We start from the raw sequence: 17,681 nt of genomic DNA on the forward strand, positions 1-17,681 counted from the left end.
GCCGCGTCGATCCTATCGGGTGTCGCTGAGGAGTCGATGCCCAGGGCCGGGAGTGGGTTCGGCGCCACGCGGGCGGGGTTTCGACAGTCGGGGTTTCGACAGTCGGGGTTTCGACAGTCTCAGGGCTCTCGCCGGAAGAAGTCCCGCAGCGCCGCCCCGACGCAGCCCACGATGATCAGGATCCCGATGACGACCGTCGCGATCGCGGCGCCTCCGCGCATCGAGAACTCGCGCGGCACGGCCGTCACGAAGGCGCCGGTGAGCGCGCCGACCATGGCCAGCGTGAGGTTGAAGGGGGTGCGGCCGGTGATCGGGCCCTTGCCGGCGGCCGGATCGGTGCCCACGGCCGGATCGGTGCCGGAGGGCAGAGTGCGGGGCGCATGGGGAGAGCGGGGCGAGTAAGGCGAGCGGGGGTCGGTGCGGCGTCCGCGCGGCGTGCCGGTGCCGGGGGTCCCGGCGGGCCACGCGTACGGATCGGGGTCCGGTGCCGGGGACTCCACCAGACGCTGGCCGCTGAGCGTGCGGAACATCTGTCCCCGGCTGAGGGTGCCGGCGTCGACGATTCGCACGGTCTCCGGCGGCGCGAGTTCCCGGACGGCCCGGTAGACCGCGTCGAGGGCGGCCGGCGCGTCGGCCTTCCGCGCCGGCTTCACGATCAGCAGCAGCGCGGGCACGCTGTCGGGGAAGAGCGTCCACGTCGCCGTGATCCGCCCGGCCCCGGCCGGCTTGGCGGCCCGCCGGATCCCCGCGAGGTAGGCGTTCACGTGCGGCGGGGGTAAGTGGAAGGCGGCATCGGCCTCCGTCCCGAAGGGGATCGGCCGGGGCCGCAGCTGGTCGACCTCCGCCGCCGAGACCACCATCGGGTCCGCCGAGGCCATGTCCACCACCAGCCCGTGGTGCGCCGGCACCAGCGCCAGCACGGCGTCGGCCGCCCCCGGCGACACCGGCCGCGCGCCGCCGGGCGCGTCGGCCACGTCGATGCTGGCGAGCGTCGAGGCCACGACGTAGATCCCCGGCCCCAGGTCCGGAACCCGCACCACCGCGGGCGCGCCCCCGCGCGTGATCCACACGACCAGCCGGGCCAGCGGAACCGTCGGCTCGGGGCGCCACAGACGCTCGTCCGCTGCGGTCACGGCCCGCTCCCTCCGTCCTGCCGGCCGCGTGCGATCAACGGCGGCTGTAACAGTGATATCAGGGGTTCCAGTGACTGTGCGCGCGGGGCCGCGGGGCGGGTGACGGCGGCACCGTTCCAGCACATCGCCCGCGTGCCGTGGGGCGACGCGGGCGATGTCGTGCTGGAGCCGGGCTGGAGCCGGGACGGATCAGCCGTTGGTGCTCTGACCTTCGGTGATCTTGATGGTCGTGGTGTTCGGCGCGCTGGTGATGGTCTGGGGCGCGTCCGCGACGCCGTTCTGCGTGATGACCAGCGTCCAGGACGTCGTCACGCTGATCGTGTAGGTGTCCGGCGCGGTGAACTGGTACGCGCAGTTCGGGTCCTTCGACGCCGCCGAGCCGTCGGAGGTGCTGTATTCGTAGTCCGACGCACACGACAGGGTCGCGTCGGGCGCCGTGTGATTCGCCCGCGTGATGGTCCACTTCACGGCGACGAACGTCCGGGTGCCGATCACGTTGCCCGCGGAGCGGGTCTGCGTGGACGTGTCCAGGCCCTTGGTCCAGAACCAGATGTTCTGGTTCACGAAGCCGATCGCGCCGGGTCCGCCGGGCGGCGCCATCCCGAGGTCCGGTTTGGCGATCTGCAGCTCGTCGGTGATGAGCTGCACCGGGTTCGTCCCGGCGCAGTAGCCGACGCAGGGGCCGATGATCTCCTTGGCGCCCACCTGGGTCGGCGGGTTGCTGGCGCTTCTGCCGGGGGTGCAGTCCTCCCACTGGGCCCGGTTGGTGGAGGGATCGCTGCTGCCCCAGATCGGATCGTTCGTGGCGGGCTGGGGCACGACCGGCTGGATGTAGCAGCCGCCGCTGAACGACCATCCGTTGATCGCGCACTTGTAGGTCTGGCCGTCCCAGACGATGTTGCCGGCGGCGTCGCAGTTGATGCTGACGCCGTTGCCGTCGCCCCCGCCGCCTCCACCGCCCTGCTGGCCGTTGATCCAGCAGATGGTGGTGCCATCGCGGGTCACAGTGATGGACGTGCACCCGTCGGCGTGCGCGGCGGGGGCCTTGGCGGTCATGGCGACGACAGAGGCGGCGGCCAGGGCCAGGACCGCGACGGCCGCGGGCAGCCGGCGTCCGAGCCGGCGTCCGAGCGCGGTCAGCATGTCGTGCTCGACGGAGACACGGAGTAGACGCGCCACTTGCCACCGAAGCTCTGGTGGACCTTGTAGACGGACACCGCGGCGGGCTGCGCGGGGACGACGATCTTGCCCTTGTTCGGGCCGTATGTGCTGTACATCGGGAGCTTCGAGTCGTCGGTGCACACCGTGATCGACACGATCGGTGGATTGCCGGTGTCCTTGGATACGTTCATCACCCTGATGCCTTCCTGGCCGCGCGAGATGATGTTCTTCTGGCGTTCCTCTGTCACGAAGTTGTTCAGCAGGGACTCGACGTTGCCGTCCGCGTAGTTCACGAGGTTGTTGTCGTGCGACATGGTGATCGCCATCTGGTACGAGAGCGCCGCGTAGTTCTGGAACGCCGTCATCGCGTCGGCGATGGCGGTGTCGCCGGGTACGGCGGCGTTATAGGCCCATCCCCCGTTCGACGTGGCCACACTCGTCGGCGCTGGTGCCCCCGGGCTGCTGCCGGCCGCCGAGCCGGAGGAACTCGAAGAACCCGAAGATCCTGTGGCCGTTCCCGTGGACGTGGCCGAATCCGTAGGGGCGGCCGAAGTCCCGGTGGCGCTCCCGCCCACAGGCCCCAAAGCAGCCGGCTTCTGCGAGCTGGAGCATCCAGCCAGCAGCAGACAACCCCCGAGGACCCCGACGAGGCCCTTGTACACCGTGCCCTGCTTCATGAGCTCCATCCTCGCGTTTCCCCTTGTCATCCCCGTATCGCGTCTCGCGGCCCGGCCGCCACTCTAGAGAGTGCGCCTTGGACGGCCTAGCCCCTCGTAGTCGCCTAGACCCTCACCGCCAGCGCCTCGTGTCCTTCGCGCCAGCCGGGCAGCAGTTCGTCCACGAGGGCCTCGGTTTTCGGGTGCAGGCCGCGTTCGCCGTGGACCGCTCGCGTCTGCTCCTCGACGGTCGTAATCGCCTCGCGCAGCCTGGTCTGGTCGCCGGTGGCGTGGGTCGCGCGCAGGAGGGCGCGGGACAGCTCCTCATCGGAGGGCGCTCCGCGCATGCCGCTGCGGACGGCGTCGATCGCGCCCTCGGCGTCGCCGAGCGCGAGGCGCAGTTCGCAGAGCTCGACCGCGGTGTCCGCGATCACCGCCGGGACCTCGGCCTCCACCGATTCGTAGGCCAGCCAGCCGTAGCGGCTGGTCTCGCGGTGCGCCAGCAGGGGGCCGCGGACCAGGCCCAGGGCCTGTCCGAGGACCTGGTCGCGGTTCCTCGGGTCCTGATAGCGGGGGTCGGCGTCGGCCAGGGCGCGCATGTTCTTGAACATCTCCCAGTCGCTGCGCACGCTCTGCGAGACCGTCAGGCGGCCGTCGGGCAGCGTCACCAGGTTCGCGGAGCCGTCGGGGGCCACGCCGAGCCAGGTGCCCAGGCGGTGCAGGACCTGCTCGCCGACGTCGTTGGTGGCCCCGCGCGGGAACAGGGCCGAGGTCAGGACCCTGGGGTGGACGCCGTCGCGGTGCAGCATCAGGAAGGTCAGGGCCTCGGCGGCCTGGTCGACGCGGTCCTCGTCGAGGTCGCCGTAGGCGCCGGTGACCTCCAGGTTGCCCAGCAGGCGGACCGACACCGTCGGGGTCACGCGGAGCTGGGCCTCCAGGGCCGCCGCCTCGGCGGTCAGCGGGAGGATCGGCTCGCCGTTGAGGTCGCGGGTGGCCTCGAACAGCTCCAGGACCGACTGGTACTGGTCGTCGGGCAGGCGCTGGGCCGTCAGGTCCAGGTCCAGGGCCGGCAGGCGCAGGCGGCCGGCCCGGTCGACGGTGGCCTTCCAGGCCGCTCCCGGGATGTCGACGTCGCCGGCTATCAGGTAGCCGATGCCCAGCCGGGACGGATCGCCGATGATGCGGGCCAGCCGCGCCGCGGTCTGGCCGGACACCGGGACGGCGCTGATGATGAAGTGCGGGGGCCAGCCCGCGCCGCCGACCATGCCCAGGCGGCCGCCCAGCACCGAGTCCAGGCCGGCCTCGGCCAGCCCGCGGCGGCGCTCGGCCAGTTCCGTCTCAAGCCCCGGCAGCACCTCCTCCAGGGACGGGGTCTGGTGCACGCGCCCCGGCGCCAGCGTCGACAGGTCGCCGGCGAAGCCCACGAGGGTCACCGTCATCTTGTCCGACCACGTGTTGGTCAGCAGCTCCACGGCCATCGCGGCCAGGACCGCGCGCCGCATGGCGTCGTCGCCGCCGACCGAGATCACGCCGCCGGAGGCCTCCAGGTCCAGCAGCACGCGGGTGGCCGCGTCCGGTCCGAGGGCGCCGACCGTCACCAGCCCCGGGCACGGCGCCACGGCGGCCTCCACGACGCGCTTGGCGACCGCGCCGACGTCGGTGCGGGCCACCCACCAGGCGAGCCCGTCCGGGCGCGTGTGCCACGGCTGCGGGGCCGCCGGGGCGGGCTCGGACAGGCGCAGTTCGAGTCCTGATTCGGTCAGGTTGGCCAGCTGCACCGGCGGCAGCGGCCGGCCGGCGGTGGCCAGCGAGGCCGACAGCTCGCGCAGCGCCTGGTTCAGGAACCGCACGTCGGCCAGCCCCGCGCCGAGCCGGATCGCCTCCTCGGCGCCGGCTGCGGCCTCGCCGGGACCGGTCAGCCGGCGCCCGACGGTCCGGTTCCACAGCTGGCGCCGCCGGTTGCGGCCCAGCGCGCCGAGCAGGCCGGCGGCCAGCAGCGGGGCCGAGGCCAGCTCCAGCGGCAGCCGGTAGGGCGACTCCTGGCCGCCTTGAGCTTGGCCGGCCTGAGCTTGGCCGCCCCGGTCCTGGTCCTGGTGCGCGGCCGTGCCGGAGCCGTGGCCGCCGGCCTCGGTGTTCGTGTGTCCGGGTGCGGCCGGCGCGGCCGGGACCGCCGGGGTGTGGTGCGGCGACTGAGGATTCTGCGAAAGGGTGCCGGCGATGATCTGCACCGCGTCCGAGTACTGGCCGGAGCCGTCCCCGAGATGCTGTGCGGCCTGCGCGACGACCTGGCCGGCGGTGTCGGCGGCGTCGGAGATGGCGGCCAGGTTCATCGTCTGCTCGGTCGGCGAGACGCTGTCCAGGGCGCCGGCGGCGGCGCCGTGCCGGATGTCGTTCGAGATGTTTATGGTGCGCGGGCTGCCCGGCACGCCGCCCCCGCCGCCCATGAGGCCGGGAGTCCCCGGGACGCTGCGCGGCGCGCCGCCGTCCGGCTGCGTGCCGTCGCGGTGCTGCGTGCCGCCGCCCTGCTGGGTACCGCTTCCGGGCGCGCCACCCTGGTGGGTGCCTTGCTGGGTATTGCCACCCTGCTGTGTGCCGCCGCCCTGCGTGGTGAGCGCGGGCCCGCCGCCGTGCTGCGAGGGCGCGCCGCCGTGCGACGCCGCCGCCGGATCGCTCACCAGGTCCCCGCCGGTCGCGTCGGCAGGCATCTCCAGGATCCAGCCCGGCCGGATCAGCGACGCCTTGGTCAGCATCGAGCCGTCCGGCTGCACGCGGTCCTTGTTGAGGTCGTAGATCTCCTGGTACCGCCGGCCGTCGCCGAGGTGCCGCTGCGCGATCTCCCACAGCGAGTCGTGGTGCCGGCCGGCCGGGGGCTGCACGCGGTAGAACTTCGTCGAGCCCTTGGCCGCGGTGGACTTCAAGTCCGTCGCGGTCCGCGCGTCGATGTTCGTCGCGGTGCGCTGGGTCGGGCCCGAGGGCATCGCGGTGTCGGCGCGGGTGCCCTGCTGCAGGACCTGGGTGACGGCGACCGGCGCGCGGTGCGGGCCGTCGTCGTGGGTACGGCCGAGCGAGGACAGGCCGGGGGCGAAGGACGCGGCCGAGGCGGTGATCAGCAGCACCGCGGCGACGAGCTGGCGGGCCAGGATCTGGCTGCCGCCGGACAGCGGCACGTGCCCGGGCATCCCGATGCCGCGCGCCGCGGCCAGCGCCTCGACGAGCACGCACGCCGAGAACTGCGCCCAGGCCAGCCAGACCAGGACCGCCAGCACGTTGGTGAAGGTCTTGGTGTCGATCTTCGCGTTGAGCAGACCGCCCGAGGGCATCTTGTGCGGCAGGGGCCAGCCGACGAAGTACGCCAACGCCAAGGGCACGCCGATCACCAGCACCAGCAACGCCAGCAGAGCGCCCAGCCCGGTGATGACGTCCTTCGCGCTCCGCCGCCGTTTCAGAACGACCGGAGTCTGCTGCGCCATGCCCGGCGGCGGCCCCTGCGGCGCGAGGAACTGCCGGTCTGAATCGTGCGCCATGCGTCCGCGCCCCCTTTCCTGCTTCTGCTACTTCGGAATGACCGGTGTCGCGGTTCCCGTCCCGGTGACAGTAGTGTCCCCTTTGAGGGCGAAACCGACGAACAGCGGCTTGTATTGCATCTGTAGTGTGACCGTTATCTGGGGATTGACATAGAGCTCTTCAGGGGTCTTCTCGTTCCCGACAACTGTGCACGATGTGATCGTGGTGTCTGCTATCTGGTTGTCGAGCAGGTACTGCTCCGCGTCCGGCATGCAGTCCCCGGTTCTGGGGTCCACGTTGATCTTTATCCCGGGATACTCGCCGTTCGGCCCGAGCACGTTGTGCGTCTTGAGCCAGCCCTGGTCGATGTCCTGCGCGACCCGCCGCGCGGCCTGGTCGGCGTAGTCCGAGGCCTGGGTGCGGTCGGAGATCAGCAGGCCGACGTCGACCAGGAACGCCATCAACAGCACCACGACCGGCGCCCAGATGACCACGGCCATGGCCAGCGAACCCCGGTCGTCGCGCAGGGTCTCGCGCAGGCGGTCCAGACGGCGTCCCATCAGCGCCCCGTGGGGGTCGTCGTGGCCGGCTTGCTCGGCTTGGTCGGCTTGCCGGTCGAGCTCGTCGTCTTGTCGCTCGGGCTCGGCTTGCTGGGCGGGGTCGTGGCCGGCGGGGTGGGCAGGCTGTCGGTTCCGGTCGGCGTCGTGGGCGTCGTGGGTGTCGTCGGCGACGTCGGCGACGTCGAAGGTCCGCCGACCGTGGTCGTGCTGGCGTTGGTCGGCAGGACCGACGGGGTCAGCCAGCTCGGGACGGAGAACTGCGTCGGCTCCGGCGTGCTGGGCTCGCTCGGCGGCGGGGCGGTGGAGGTCGGCACGGGCCCGGGGTGGAAGTTCTGCAGCGGGTCGATCGGCGCCGCGAAGGTCTGGCTGAAGGTCTGGTGCGCGCCGAACATCCCGAACCCGGACATGTTCACCGTGCACGCCACCGTCACCTTCCAGTAGCCGCCGCCACCCGCCACCGGCGGTACGTACGTGCTGGTGACTGTAGCAGGATCCTGACAGCGCGAGCCCAGGTCCGCGTCGGCGGCGGCCAGCGCCTGGGCCGTCGCGTCGTCGCCGTTGCCCTGCAGCGATCCGGCGCGGGCCGCGTCGCGCGCCGCGCCCTCGACCTCGCTGCGGACGTTGACCATCACCCCGAGCGCGACGATGAACAGCAGCATCGTCACGATCAGCGGGGTCATCAGCACGACCTCGACCGAGGACACGCCGGCGTCGGCGGCACGGGTGCGGCGGCCCGCCGTAGGCACGCCCACGCTCTCCTCGTTCACGGGTGCCTCACCGGCTGCTCCACCGGTCCGCCGGCGTGCACGTCGACCGCCAGGCCGAAACCGGGGAAGACGGAGGGCACGTTCGAGTGCAGATCCACCCGCACCAGCGAGATCTTGCAGTCGGCGTTCAGATTCGGGTCCGCGGTGAAGCTGGTCGTGGCCGTCGGCTTGAGGAGCAGCTGTCCGCCGAGGATCCGCGACTGCTGGATGGCGGTGTTCACCGCGTCCTGCTGCCAGGGGGCGGTCGCGGCGTCGCAGTTCTGCGGCAGTGTGCCCGTGGCGGCCTCTTCACGGGCTGTGCGGGCGCCCTGCTCGACCGCCGCCGTCGCGGCCTGCTTGGCGAACAGGTACAGCGCGAACTGCACCGTCAGCATCAGCATCAGGAACAGCAGCGGGGTGAGGATGACGAACTCGACCGCGGTCATGCCTCGGTCGTCGCGCAGCGATCGTCCGCCGCGCGACGTGGTCCCGTCCTTCACCCCGTCCGTCATGTCCCCGACTCAGCCGCAGTTGCCGCCGCCGGTCGTGCCACCAGTGGTGCCGCCGGTGTTCCCGCCGCCGGTGGTCCCGGCGGTCGCGCCGCTGCCGGCGTTGTTGATCTGGGTGCAGGCGTCGTTGGCCTTGTTGGTGATGGCCTTGCTGATGATCACGCCCACGCCGGCCACGATCGCGACCACGATGCCGGTGATGATGACCCACTCGACGGCGGACGCGCCACGGTCGCGGGCCTTGCGTGCGGGCGCCGCGGTGGCCTGTGCGTCGGCGTCGGCGGGAGCCTCGGCGCCGATGGCAGGGTCCTGCGAGGCGGCGACCACGTGCTGCCACGCCTGGACCGGGTAGAGGCCGGTGTACTCGGTGGTGATGACCTGAGCCTTCATCTCTGCGTGTCTCCTAGATAGAGCCCATGACCCGTGCCATCGCCGGGTACAGGAGGAAAACCATGAAGCCCGCGCACAGGAGCATCTGCGCCACGAGCATGGACTGCGACTTCGCGCCGGCCGCGCCCTCGATCTCGGACAGCTCGCGGTGCCGCATCGTCTCGGCGCGCGCGGCCAGCGACTCGCGGACCTTGGCGCCGTCCTCGGCGACCAGGGCCAGCGCGGCGCCGAGGTCCTTGAGCTCGTCGACGTCCAGGGCGTCGCCGAGGTGCGACAGCGCGTTCCACTGCGAGATACCCGTGACCCGGGCGTCGGTCAGCGCGTCGCGGATCCGGCGCAGCGCCCAGCCGTCGGAGACCTCGGCCGCGGCCATCAGCGCCTCGGGCAGGCCGCGTCCGCCGGCCAGGTTCATCGCCACCAGGTCCAGGTAGGCGCCGAGCACCCGGCGGAAGTCGCGGCGCTTGTCGGCGGCCTGCCCCTTCACCTCCAGGTCCGGCAGCAGGAAGAAGACCCCGCCGAACAGCAGCGCCAGCCAGACCGGGATGGTCGGCGTCAGGTGCAGTCCGATGATGTAGAAGGCGGCGAAGACGAACGGGCCGAAGACCACGCCCAGGGCCGCCAGCAACAGCTTGGTGGCCAGGAACTGCTCCACCGAGCGGTCCAGGATCGCCAGGTCCGCGCGCAGTGAGCGGATCTGCCAGCCCTGGCGGATGTAGAACTCGTTCATCGACGCGCCCAGGTCCGCGCGCAGCTTGGCCAGGCCCTTGGGCGGGGCCTGCTCCGCCGACGGCGCCAGCGAGCTGTGCTGGCGCAGCGCGTCGATGCGGGCGATCGCGGCCATCGGGTCCGGCTTGCCCGGGATCAGGGCCCTGATGAGCAGGAACAGCCCCAGCCCCACCAGCGCGCCGGCCAGTACCTCGTACGTCATCGCGGATCACCGCCTCGCTGGTCGGGAACCTGCGGCTGCGAGGTCCGGGCGCGTTGCAGGAACCGGGCCGGGGTCTCGATCGAGGACAGCCGGCGCAGCCAGTAGAACCCGGCCGCGAACAGCGCGATCACCGCCAGCAGGACCATCTGGCCGGTGGCCGTGCTGTAGGGCTGCACGAAGGACTTGTTGAAGATCGCCAGCCCCAGCACCACCGCGACCGACACCCCGACCACGATCTGCACGCTGCGCCGGGTCGAGCTGCGCTGCGCCATGACGCGCTGGCGCATGTCGACCTCCTCGCGCGAGGACTGCGCGAGCGCGCCGAGCACCTCGCGAAGGCCGGGGCCGCGCAGCCGGGCGTTCAGGATCAGCGCGGCGATGACCAGGTCGGCCGAGGCGTCGTCCATGTCGTCGGCGAAGTACTCCAGCGCCTGCGGCATCGGCATGCGCGCGCGCAGCCGGTCCACCAGGGTGTGCAGGTTGTCGCGGATCGCCGGGGAGGCGGCGCGGGCGGTGGCCGGGATCGCCTGCTCCAGGCCGACCGCGCCGGCGATGGTGTCGCGCAGGCTCTCGGTCCAGCCGGCCAGCGCCTCCACCCGGGCCAGCGCGGCGCGCTCGGCGGCCAGCCCGCCGAACAGCTGGTTCCAGAAGAAGACCAGGACGCCGGAGGCGATCGCGGCGGTCGGCCAGCGGGTCGCGGCCAGCACCACCGCGCCGACCACGATCGCGACCGCGCCGCGCGTGGACAGGAACTTGATGACGTCGCCGGCGCTGCGCTTGCGCTCCTCCTCCGGCTTGGCCGGGAAGCCGCGGAGCGCGGCGATCAGCAGCGCCAGGGCGGCGCCGACGGCCGCGCCGACGCCGAGCGCGGCGAAGGTGGCGGGATTGAAGACCGCTGTGTCCATCGGCGGCCTCACCTCCATCCCGGAGCGTGGTGGGTCTGCATGGGGCCGGTGTAGCCGACCTGCGCGAGGTCCTCCATGCAGGCGATCGGGGCGTGCGCGACGGCGCGGCCGTCCGGGCCCTCGGCGAAGATCTCGGAGGACAGCACGCGGCCGTCGATGCCGTTCACCTCGCGGACCGAGGTCACCATGCGCTGCAGCGTGCCGCCCTGGTGGTAGGCGTTGCGGCGGGTGATGAAGACCACGAAGTTGATGGCGCCGGCGATCAGCATCTGGCTGGCCTCCACCGGCAGCCGCTCGCGCGATTGCAGGGCGTAGGTGGACACGCGGTTGAAGACCTCCAGCGAGGAGTTCGCGTGGATGGTGCTCAGCGAGCCGTCGTTGCCCTGGGACATGGCGTTGAGCATGGTGACGATCTCGTCGCCCAGCACCTCGCCGACGATCACCCGCGAGGGGTTCATGCGCAGGCTGCGGCGCACCAGCTCGGCCATCGACACCGCGCCGTGGCCCTCGGAGTTCGGCAGCCGCTCCTCGAAGGCCACGACGTTCGGATGCAGCTCGGGGAACTGGTCCAGGCCCAGCTCCAGCGCCCGCTCGACGGTGATCAGGCGCTCGTGGCCGGGGATCTCGTTGGCCAGCGCGCGCAGCAGCGTGGTCTTCCCGGCGTTGGTGGACCCGGCGATCATGATGTTCTTGCGCGCCGCGACCGCCGCCCGCAGGAACGCGCCGAGCTCGGGCAGCAAGGTCCCGTTGGCCTCCAGGTCCCGCAGGAACACCTTGCCCAGCCGCGCCCGCCGGATCGACAGCGCGGGGCGCCGGGTGACGTCCATGACCGCCGAGAGCCGCGACCCGTCCGGCAGCCGCAGGTCCAACTGCGGATTCGCGGTGTCGAACGGTCGCGAGGACAGACCGGAGTAGGCGCCGAGCACCTGGATGAGCTCGATGAGCTCCTCGTCGTTGTCGGCGACCGGCTCGCCCTCGGCCTCCCGCCCGTCGGCGTACCCGAGGAAGACCCGGTCGCACCCGTTGATGTCGATGTTCTCGATCTCGGGATCGTCCAGCAGCGGCTGCAACCGCCCGACGCCGTAGAGCGCGGCATGCACCGCGGCCGCCAGCGCCTCCTCCTCCATGGCGTTCGGCGGCGTACGGCCATAGGTGATCTCGGCCCGCGCATGATCCTCCAGGGCCTGCGCCACCAGAGCGCGCGCGTACTGCCGCTCATCCTCACCGGTCATCGGAGGCAGCCGCGAGGCCTGATCGGCCCGCCGCTGCTCGGCCAGCCGGTCCCCGACCTCCTGCCGCAGCCGCTTGACCAGCCCGTGGTCGATGGGAATCATCACTGGCCCCCCTGCGGCGGCCCGGCCCGGTGGCCGCCCCGCCCGGGCGCGATCTCATCGCGCGGCGGAAGCCGCTCCAACTCGACCGCCTCCTGGTACGGCAGATTGCCGCGCGGATCGGGGCCGCCGCCGAGGGTGACGGAGGTGAAGCCCTCGTGCGCCGAGGGCGGCGGGGCCGGGGGAGTCGGCGAAGTAGGCGAGGTCGGCGGAGCAGGCGGCTGCTCGCCGGGCCAGACGGTGGGCTGCGGCTGGGCGTTGCGGCGGAACATCGGCTTCTTCGCGGTGCCGGAGCCTCCGGGGTCCCGCGCGGGCGGCGGGTAGCCGTTGGCGGGAGGGGCCGAGGGCGCCGGTATGTGGTGCTGCGGCACGGGAGTCATGGCCGGCGGCGCGGGTTGCTGCGGGACGGGATCGGTCATCGCCGGAGGTGCCGGCATGTGCTGCTGCGGCACCGGCGCCATGCCAGGCGCGAGCTGCTGCGACATCGGGTCGGCTATTGCCGGAGGTGCCGATATGTGGTGCTGCGGAGCCATGCCGGGCGCAGGCTGCTGCGACATGGGATCGCCCATCGCCGGAGGTGCCGGCATGTGGTGCTGCGGCGGCGCTGGATTGCCCATCGCCTGCGACGCAGGCTGCTGCGAACCCGGATTGGCCATGGTCGGCTCCGCGGGCCTGCGCGCGCCCCGGTTCGCCATCGGATCCGCCATGCCGGGCGCAGTCTGCGGCGGTCGCGGCGGTGCGACCGGCTGCTGCATCGGCGGCGCGGCATATTGCTGCTGCTGACCCGGACCCGGCATCGGCCCGCCGCCGCCCGGCCCGGGCTCCTGCGAAGGTGTCCCGTAGATCCGCGACAAGTCCAGTGCCACTTCGCGGGTCGAGCGGATCAGCAGGGTGCGGTCCAGGCGGCCGCGGCCGCGGCCGTTGATCAGGTCCGCGCCGTCGGGGTCGTCGGCGATGGTGCCGATCACCTTCACCGGTAGGCCGCTGGTGCGCAGGAGTTCGTCGACCTGCGCGGTGACGCGGGTGCGCTGCTTCGGGTCGACGATCAGGACCACGCCGATCGGGACGCCCAGGCCGCCGCCGGCTGTGGCGGTGCCGCCGCCGACGCGCTGGAGGAGGGACAGTGCGCGGTCGCGGACGTGGGCGATCTGCTCTGCCGAGGTGCGGGCGATCAGGACCACCAGGGATGCTGCCGCCATCAGTTCCAGGGCCGGGCTGGTGGCGTCGACGCGGCCGCAGTCGGCGATCACGTCGGTGCCGGGCAGTCCGTCGAAGGCGCGGCCCAGGGCCGGCCACAGGCCTGTCAGGCCCGCCGACTGGTCGCCGGTGGCCAGGCCGACCACCAGTTCCAGGCCGCCGTGCATGCGCTGGATGTGCTGTTCCAGCTGGTGCGCGGACAGGCCGTGGCGGGCCGTGGTGGCCAGGGAGAGCATGCCGATGTTCGGGTTCAGCGGCGCGCCGCTCTCGGCCGGGGCGCGGTAGACCAGGTCGCCGCCGGCGGGGTCGCACTCGGCCAGGATGGCGCGGCGCGGCCAGACGCCGGCCAGCGCCACCGCGGTCGTGGTGACGCCGGGGGAACCCTTGTCGGAGGCCAGGACGATCAGGGACATGAGGTGCGCTGCCCTACCCGAATGTCTTGGTGATCATCAGGTCGCTGGCGTTCGCGACAGACAGCACCTTGTCGGTGGGCACGGCGATGGTCGCCGTCAGGGTGTCGGCGTCGTTACGGTTCACCAGGATCACCGTGCACAGCTGGACCCAGGTCGTGGTGGCGTTCTGGCCGTTGGCGCCGGGCGTGGTGGTCTCGGTGTACAGCGTGAACTTGTCGCCGATGTACATCTGCTGTGTCGGGTAGTGGCCCTGCTTGAACTGGACGCCCATCAGCGTGGTGCCCGGTGTGACGCCGGCCGGCACGCTCGACTGGTCGGTGAGCATCTCGCCGGTCAGCAGCGATCCCTTGACCAGGGTGTTGTAGGTGACCTGGCCCTGCAGCCTCCCGACCTGGCTCCAGAGCACATAGTTGATGCCGCTGTCCTGCGCGACACTGGTCTCCACGAACTCGCCGGTGCTCAGGGTGGACCCGGCGGCGATGGTGGTGTTGCCCACCCGCACCACCGAGACCCGGTGCCCGGACTGGGTCACCAACAGCATCGTCGCCAGCGCGCCGGCCAGGATGAGCAGCACCGCCAGGGCCGCCAGCGCGGGTTTGCGCTCGCGGGGCGCCGTGGGCAGCCGGGTGGGCGCGACCGCGCGACCACCTCCGAAAGCGGCACCCGCTGCCGGGGCGCCCGGAATCGTTCGGTCCTTGCTCACAGCTGTCTTCCCCGCCTACACACGTCAGGCCACATCGCAGAACGCAGAGACGGGGAGGATTGTGATCCCCCCGGAAGCGATGTGGCGATGGACGGTTCGCCATCCCCCTGCGAGCGGCTATCGTAACCGCCTTTCAGGGCCCCCGGGGAGGGGCGTTTTGCGATCTTTACCTGTTCACGCGCGGTCCGTTCCCAGTTCCCGCATTTACTTCGTCACTATACGTGGCAAAGGCCGCCGTGACATCGGGTCTCCCGAGTCGCGGCGGCCGTTCGGCCGGACATATCTCACACGGCTGTCACGCCGCGACCACCGTTCGCTCGCGGCCCGCAGCTTCCTCCCGCAGCTGCCGCACCGCCTCCGAACTCAGGCGCAGGAACGACTCCGGCGTGACCAGCCGGTAGCCCACGCCGCGCACCGTGGCGATCATGCCGGGCAGCGCGAGCTTCGAGCGCAGCGAGGCGATGTGCACCTCGAGCGAGCGCTCCGCGCCGTCCCAGCCGGCCGGCCACAGCCGGGCTATGAGCTGGTCGCGCGCCAGCACGGTGCCGGCCTGCCGGGCCAGGACCACCAGCAGCTGGTACTCCTTCGGGCGCAGGGCGACGCGCTGGCCGTGCACGGTGACCGTCCGCGAGTCCTCCGCGACCACCAGGGGTCCGGCGACGATGCGGCGCGGCGGCCCGGGGGTCAGCGGCGGCCGTGGTGGGGCCACGGCCAGCCGCAGACGCGCGGCCAACTCCTGAAGTCCGAACGGCTGGACCACGTAGTCGTCGATGCCGTTGTCGTGACCGCGCAGCCACGCGTTCATGTCCACGCGATGGGTGACGGCGATGATCGGGGCCTGCAGCTCGGTGCGCAGCCGGCGGCAGAACGCCAGCACTTCGCGATCGACGATGCCGCATTCCAGCAGCACCACGTCCGGCAGCCGCCGCAGCGGCCCGGCCCCGGTGACGTCGGCGGCGTCCAGCACATCGAACCCCAGCGCGGAAAGTCCGCCACTGAGGGTCCGGCTGCGCCGCCGACCCAGTCCGGTGATGAGAACTCGCATACCCACACTGTCCGCCGCCGGGCTCACCATTTGCTCAACGTCGGATAGACGGGCTTGTCAACGTGGGTGCACCGGCCTTTTGATGGATGCTGACGATTGCCCCGCGCAGTCGTCGCACACTGTCACGCGAAGCTCTCCGTGGGCGTTCACCCAGACCACTGGTAGACCGTTTCCGGCCGCCCGGGCCCGCCGTAGCGCGGCTGTCCGGAGACCAGCCGCCGCGCTGTCAGGTATTCGAGATAGCGCCGCGTGGTCGGCGCGCTCACCCCGGCCCGGCCCGCCAGTTCGGCCGCGGTCAGCGGCGAGTCCGTCTTCAGGATCCCGACGAGCGCGGCCAGCGTGCTGTCCGAGAGCCCCTTGGGCAGCTGCGCGGGCCGAGGGGAGCGCAGTCCGTCGAGCATCCGGTCCAGCTCGTCCTGCTGCAGCGCGTCGGAGCTGGCGTCGGCGGACTCGGCGGCGCGGCGGAAGTCGGCGTAGGTCTCCAGCCGGGCGCGGAACGTCGAGAACTGGAACGGCTTGATCAGGTACTGCACGATCCCCAGCGACACCGCGGCCCGCACCGTCGCCAGGTCCCGGGCCGAGGTCACCGCGATCACGTCGGTGCCGTCGCCGCGGGCCCGCAGCGTGCGGCACAGGTCGATGCCGGTCATGTCCGGCAGGTACACGTCCAGCAGCACCAGGTCCACGTCCCGCGCGGCCAGCACGCGCAGCGCGTCGGCGCCGGTGCGCGCGACGTCCGCGACCTCGAAGCCGGGGACCCGTTCGACGTAGACGCGATGCGCCTCGGCCAGCACCGGATCGTCTTCCACCACCAGGGTGCGGATCACTGTGCGCATCACTGCCCGCCCCTCCTGGGGATACGGACGGCGAACTCCGCGCCCCCGCCTTCGGCCTCCGAGACGGCCACCGTCCCGCCGTGCCGCTTCACGATCTGCGCCACCAGCGCCAGCCCCAGGCCGCGCCCGGCCTCGGCCTTGGTGGTGAATCCGCGCACGAACACCTCCTCGCGCAGCCCCGGCGCGATGCCCGGGCCGTTGTCGGCGACCCGGATGCCCAGCCCGGAATCGTCGTCGGAGAGCTCGATCCAGACCCGCTTGGCCGCGCCGCCCCCTGTCTCCGCGGAGGTCCCGGCACCGCCCGCGCCGCCCACGGCGTCCAGCGCGTTGTCGATCAGGTTCCCGACCAGCGTCACCGCGTCGGTCACCGGCAGCGGCAGGTCGCGCACCGCCGTCACCTCCCCGACGGCCAGCTCGATCCCGCGCTCCCGGGCCTGCGCGACCTTCCCCAGCACCAGCGCGGCCAGCACCGGCTCCTCGACCGCGGCCAGCAGCCGGTCGACCAGCTCCTGCTGGGCCGCCAGCTCCCCGGTCGCGAAGCGCACCGCCTCGCCGGGCTTGTCCAGCTCGATCAGCGTCACCACGGTGTGCAGCCGGTTCGCCGCCTCGTGGTTGGAGGCGCGCAGCGCTTCGGCGAAGCCGCGCACCGAGGCCAGCTCGTCGGTCAGCGCCTGCAGTTCGGTGCGGTCCCGCAGGGTCACCACGGTGCCCAGGTCGCGGCCGGCCCGCCGGGCCGTGGACTGGTTGACCGTCACCACCCGGTTGTCGGTGAGGTGGATCCCGTCGGCCACGTCGGCGCCGGCGGCCAGCACCGCGCCGAGCGAGCCGTCCACGCCGAGTTCGGCCGGGGTGCGCCCGGCCCGCGCCGCCGGCAGGTCCAGCAGCCGCACCGCCTCGTCGTTGGCCAGGATCAGCCTGCCCGCCGGGTCCAGCAGCAGCAGGCCCTCGCGCATCGCGTGCATCACCGCGTCGTGGTGCTCGTACAGCTCGGCCAGCGCGACCGGGCCCAGGCCCCGGGTCTGCCGGCGCACCCGGCGGCCGACGGCGTACGCCCCGAGGACGGCCAGCGCCAGCGCCGCGGCCGAGATCCCGATCACCAGCGGCAGCTGCTGCCCGAACAGGGAGCTGAGCCGGTGCTGGGTGATGCCGACCGAGACCAGGCCGATGATCGCGCCTGCCCGCTGCGGATCGCGGATCGGCACCACCGAGCGCACCGACGGGCCCAGCGAGCCCCGGTAGGTCTCGGTGAACGCCCTGCCGGCCACCGCCGGCGCGATGTGCCCGACGAAGGTCTTGCCGATCAGCGCCGGGTTCGGATGCGTGAAGCGGATCCCCTGGGTGGTCATCACCACCACGAAGTCGACGCCGGCCTGCTTCTCCAGCGCGGTGGTCTCCGGCTCCAGCGGGACGCTCGGATCGGCGGTGTGCAGCGCCGCGACCGTGGACGGCGCGCCGGCGATCGCCTCGGCCGTGGCGATCACCTGGCGGCGCGCGTCGGCGTGCTCGGTGGCCTGCGCCTGCAGGACGGCCGCCGCGGAGCCCACCGCGGTCAGCAGCAGCACCAGCACGCACTGCATGAGCAGTACCTGGGTGGCGATGCTGAACCGGCGGTGGAGACGACGCATGTCCGGCAGTGTCCCCGACGAATCGGTTTCGGCAAAGGT

At 72.3% G+C, this 17,681-nt stretch carries 16 protein-coding genes; all 16 read right to left on the reverse strand.

Features of this window, described 5'->3' with window-relative positions:
* Positions 1-119: 119 nt before the first annotated feature.
* Positions 120-1,133, reverse strand: coding sequence for a hypothetical protein (locus ABIA35_RS07555; RefSeq protein WP_370335531.1), 1,014 nt, complete (start codon positions 1,131-1,133; stop codon positions 120-122).
* Between the two features lie 189 nt (positions 1,134-1,322).
* Positions 1,323-2,312 (reverse strand): hypothetical protein, encoded by a 990-nt coding sequence (locus ABIA35_RS07560; RefSeq protein ID WP_370357443.1) that lies wholly within the window; start codon positions 2,310-2,312, stop codon positions 1,323-1,325.
* Positions 2,270-2,971: a hypothetical protein gene (locus tag ABIA35_RS07565; protein WP_370357444.1), complete on the reverse strand. Its 702-nt coding sequence runs from the start codon at positions 2,969-2,971 to the stop codon at positions 2,270-2,272. Before ABIA35_RS07565 ends, ABIA35_RS07560 begins: the two co-directional genes overlap by 43 nt.
* Positions 2,972-3,075: 104 nt before the next feature.
* Complete coding sequence (locus tag ABIA35_RS07570; protein WP_370357445.1) at positions 3,076-6,474, reverse strand: BTAD domain-containing putative transcriptional regulator; 3,399 nt, start codon at positions 6,472-6,474, stop codon at positions 3,076-3,078.
* A gap of 27 nt (positions 6,475-6,501) precedes the next feature.
* Positions 6,502-7,014: a TadE/TadG family type IV pilus assembly protein gene (locus ABIA35_RS07575; RefSeq protein WP_370335524.1), complete on the reverse strand. Its 513-nt coding sequence runs from the start codon at positions 7,012-7,014 to the stop codon at positions 6,502-6,504.
* On the reverse strand, positions 7,014-7,781 hold the full coding sequence (locus ABIA35_RS07580) for a TadE family protein (protein ID WP_370357446.1): 768 nt from the start codon (positions 7,779-7,781) through the stop codon (positions 7,014-7,016). Before ABIA35_RS07580 ends, ABIA35_RS07575 begins: the two co-directional genes overlap by 1 nt.
* Positions 7,778-8,272: a TadE/TadG family type IV pilus assembly protein gene (locus tag ABIA35_RS07585; RefSeq protein WP_370335522.1), complete on the reverse strand. Its 495-nt coding sequence runs from the start codon at positions 8,270-8,272 to the stop codon at positions 7,778-7,780. The genes ABIA35_RS07580 and ABIA35_RS07585 overlap by 4 nt, the downstream gene beginning before the upstream one ends.
* 9 nt (positions 8,273-8,281) lie before the next feature.
* Complete coding sequence (locus ABIA35_RS07590) at positions 8,282-8,659, reverse strand: hypothetical protein (RefSeq protein WP_370357447.1); 378 nt, start codon at positions 8,657-8,659, stop codon at positions 8,282-8,284.
* Positions 8,660-8,672: 13 nt separating this feature from the next.
* Complete coding sequence (locus ABIA35_RS07595) at positions 8,673-9,587, reverse strand: type II secretion system F family protein (protein ID WP_370335518.1); 915 nt, start codon at positions 9,585-9,587, stop codon at positions 8,673-8,675.
* Positions 9,584-10,492, reverse strand: a complete 909-nt coding sequence (locus ABIA35_RS07600) for a type II secretion system F family protein (protein ID WP_370357448.1) — start codon at positions 10,490-10,492, stop codon at positions 9,584-9,586. Before ABIA35_RS07600 ends, ABIA35_RS07595 begins: the two co-directional genes overlap by 4 nt.
* Positions 10,493-10,500: 8 nt before the next feature.
* Positions 10,501-11,826, reverse strand: coding sequence for a CpaF family protein (locus ABIA35_RS07605; protein ID WP_370357449.1), 1,326 nt, complete (start codon positions 11,824-11,826; stop codon positions 10,501-10,503).
* Positions 11,826-13,433, reverse strand: coding sequence for a hypothetical protein (locus ABIA35_RS07610; RefSeq protein ID WP_370357450.1), 1,608 nt, complete (start codon positions 13,431-13,433; stop codon positions 11,826-11,828). Before ABIA35_RS07610 ends, ABIA35_RS07605 begins: the two co-directional genes overlap by 1 nt.
* A 13-nt stretch (positions 13,434-13,446) precedes the next feature.
* A complete protein-coding gene (locus ABIA35_RS07615) occupies positions 13,447-14,136 on the reverse strand; it encodes a hypothetical protein (protein ID WP_370335511.1) in 690 nt (229 codons plus the stop codon).
* A 295-nt stretch (positions 14,137-14,431) separates the two neighbouring features.
* Complete coding sequence (locus ABIA35_RS07620) at positions 14,432-15,181, reverse strand: response regulator transcription factor (RefSeq protein WP_370335509.1); 750 nt, start codon at positions 15,179-15,181, stop codon at positions 14,432-14,434.
* Between the two features lie 146 nt (positions 15,182-15,327).
* The gene (locus ABIA35_RS07625) at positions 15,328-16,008 is read right to left on the reverse strand and encodes a response regulator (RefSeq protein ID WP_370336454.1); all 681 of its coding nucleotides are present in this window, start codon (positions 16,006-16,008) and stop codon (positions 15,328-15,330) included.
* A gap of 8 nt (positions 16,009-16,016) precedes the next feature.
* Entirely contained in the window at positions 16,017-17,642 is a 1,626-nt protein-coding gene (locus ABIA35_RS07630; protein WP_370335507.1) for an ATP-binding protein, read from the reverse strand.
* Between the last annotated feature and the right edge of the window lie 39 nt (positions 17,643-17,681).

This window comes from Catenulispora sp. MAP12-49, assembly GCF_041262705.1.
GTDB lineage: Bacteria > Actinomycetota > Actinomycetes > Streptomycetales > Catenulisporaceae > Catenulispora.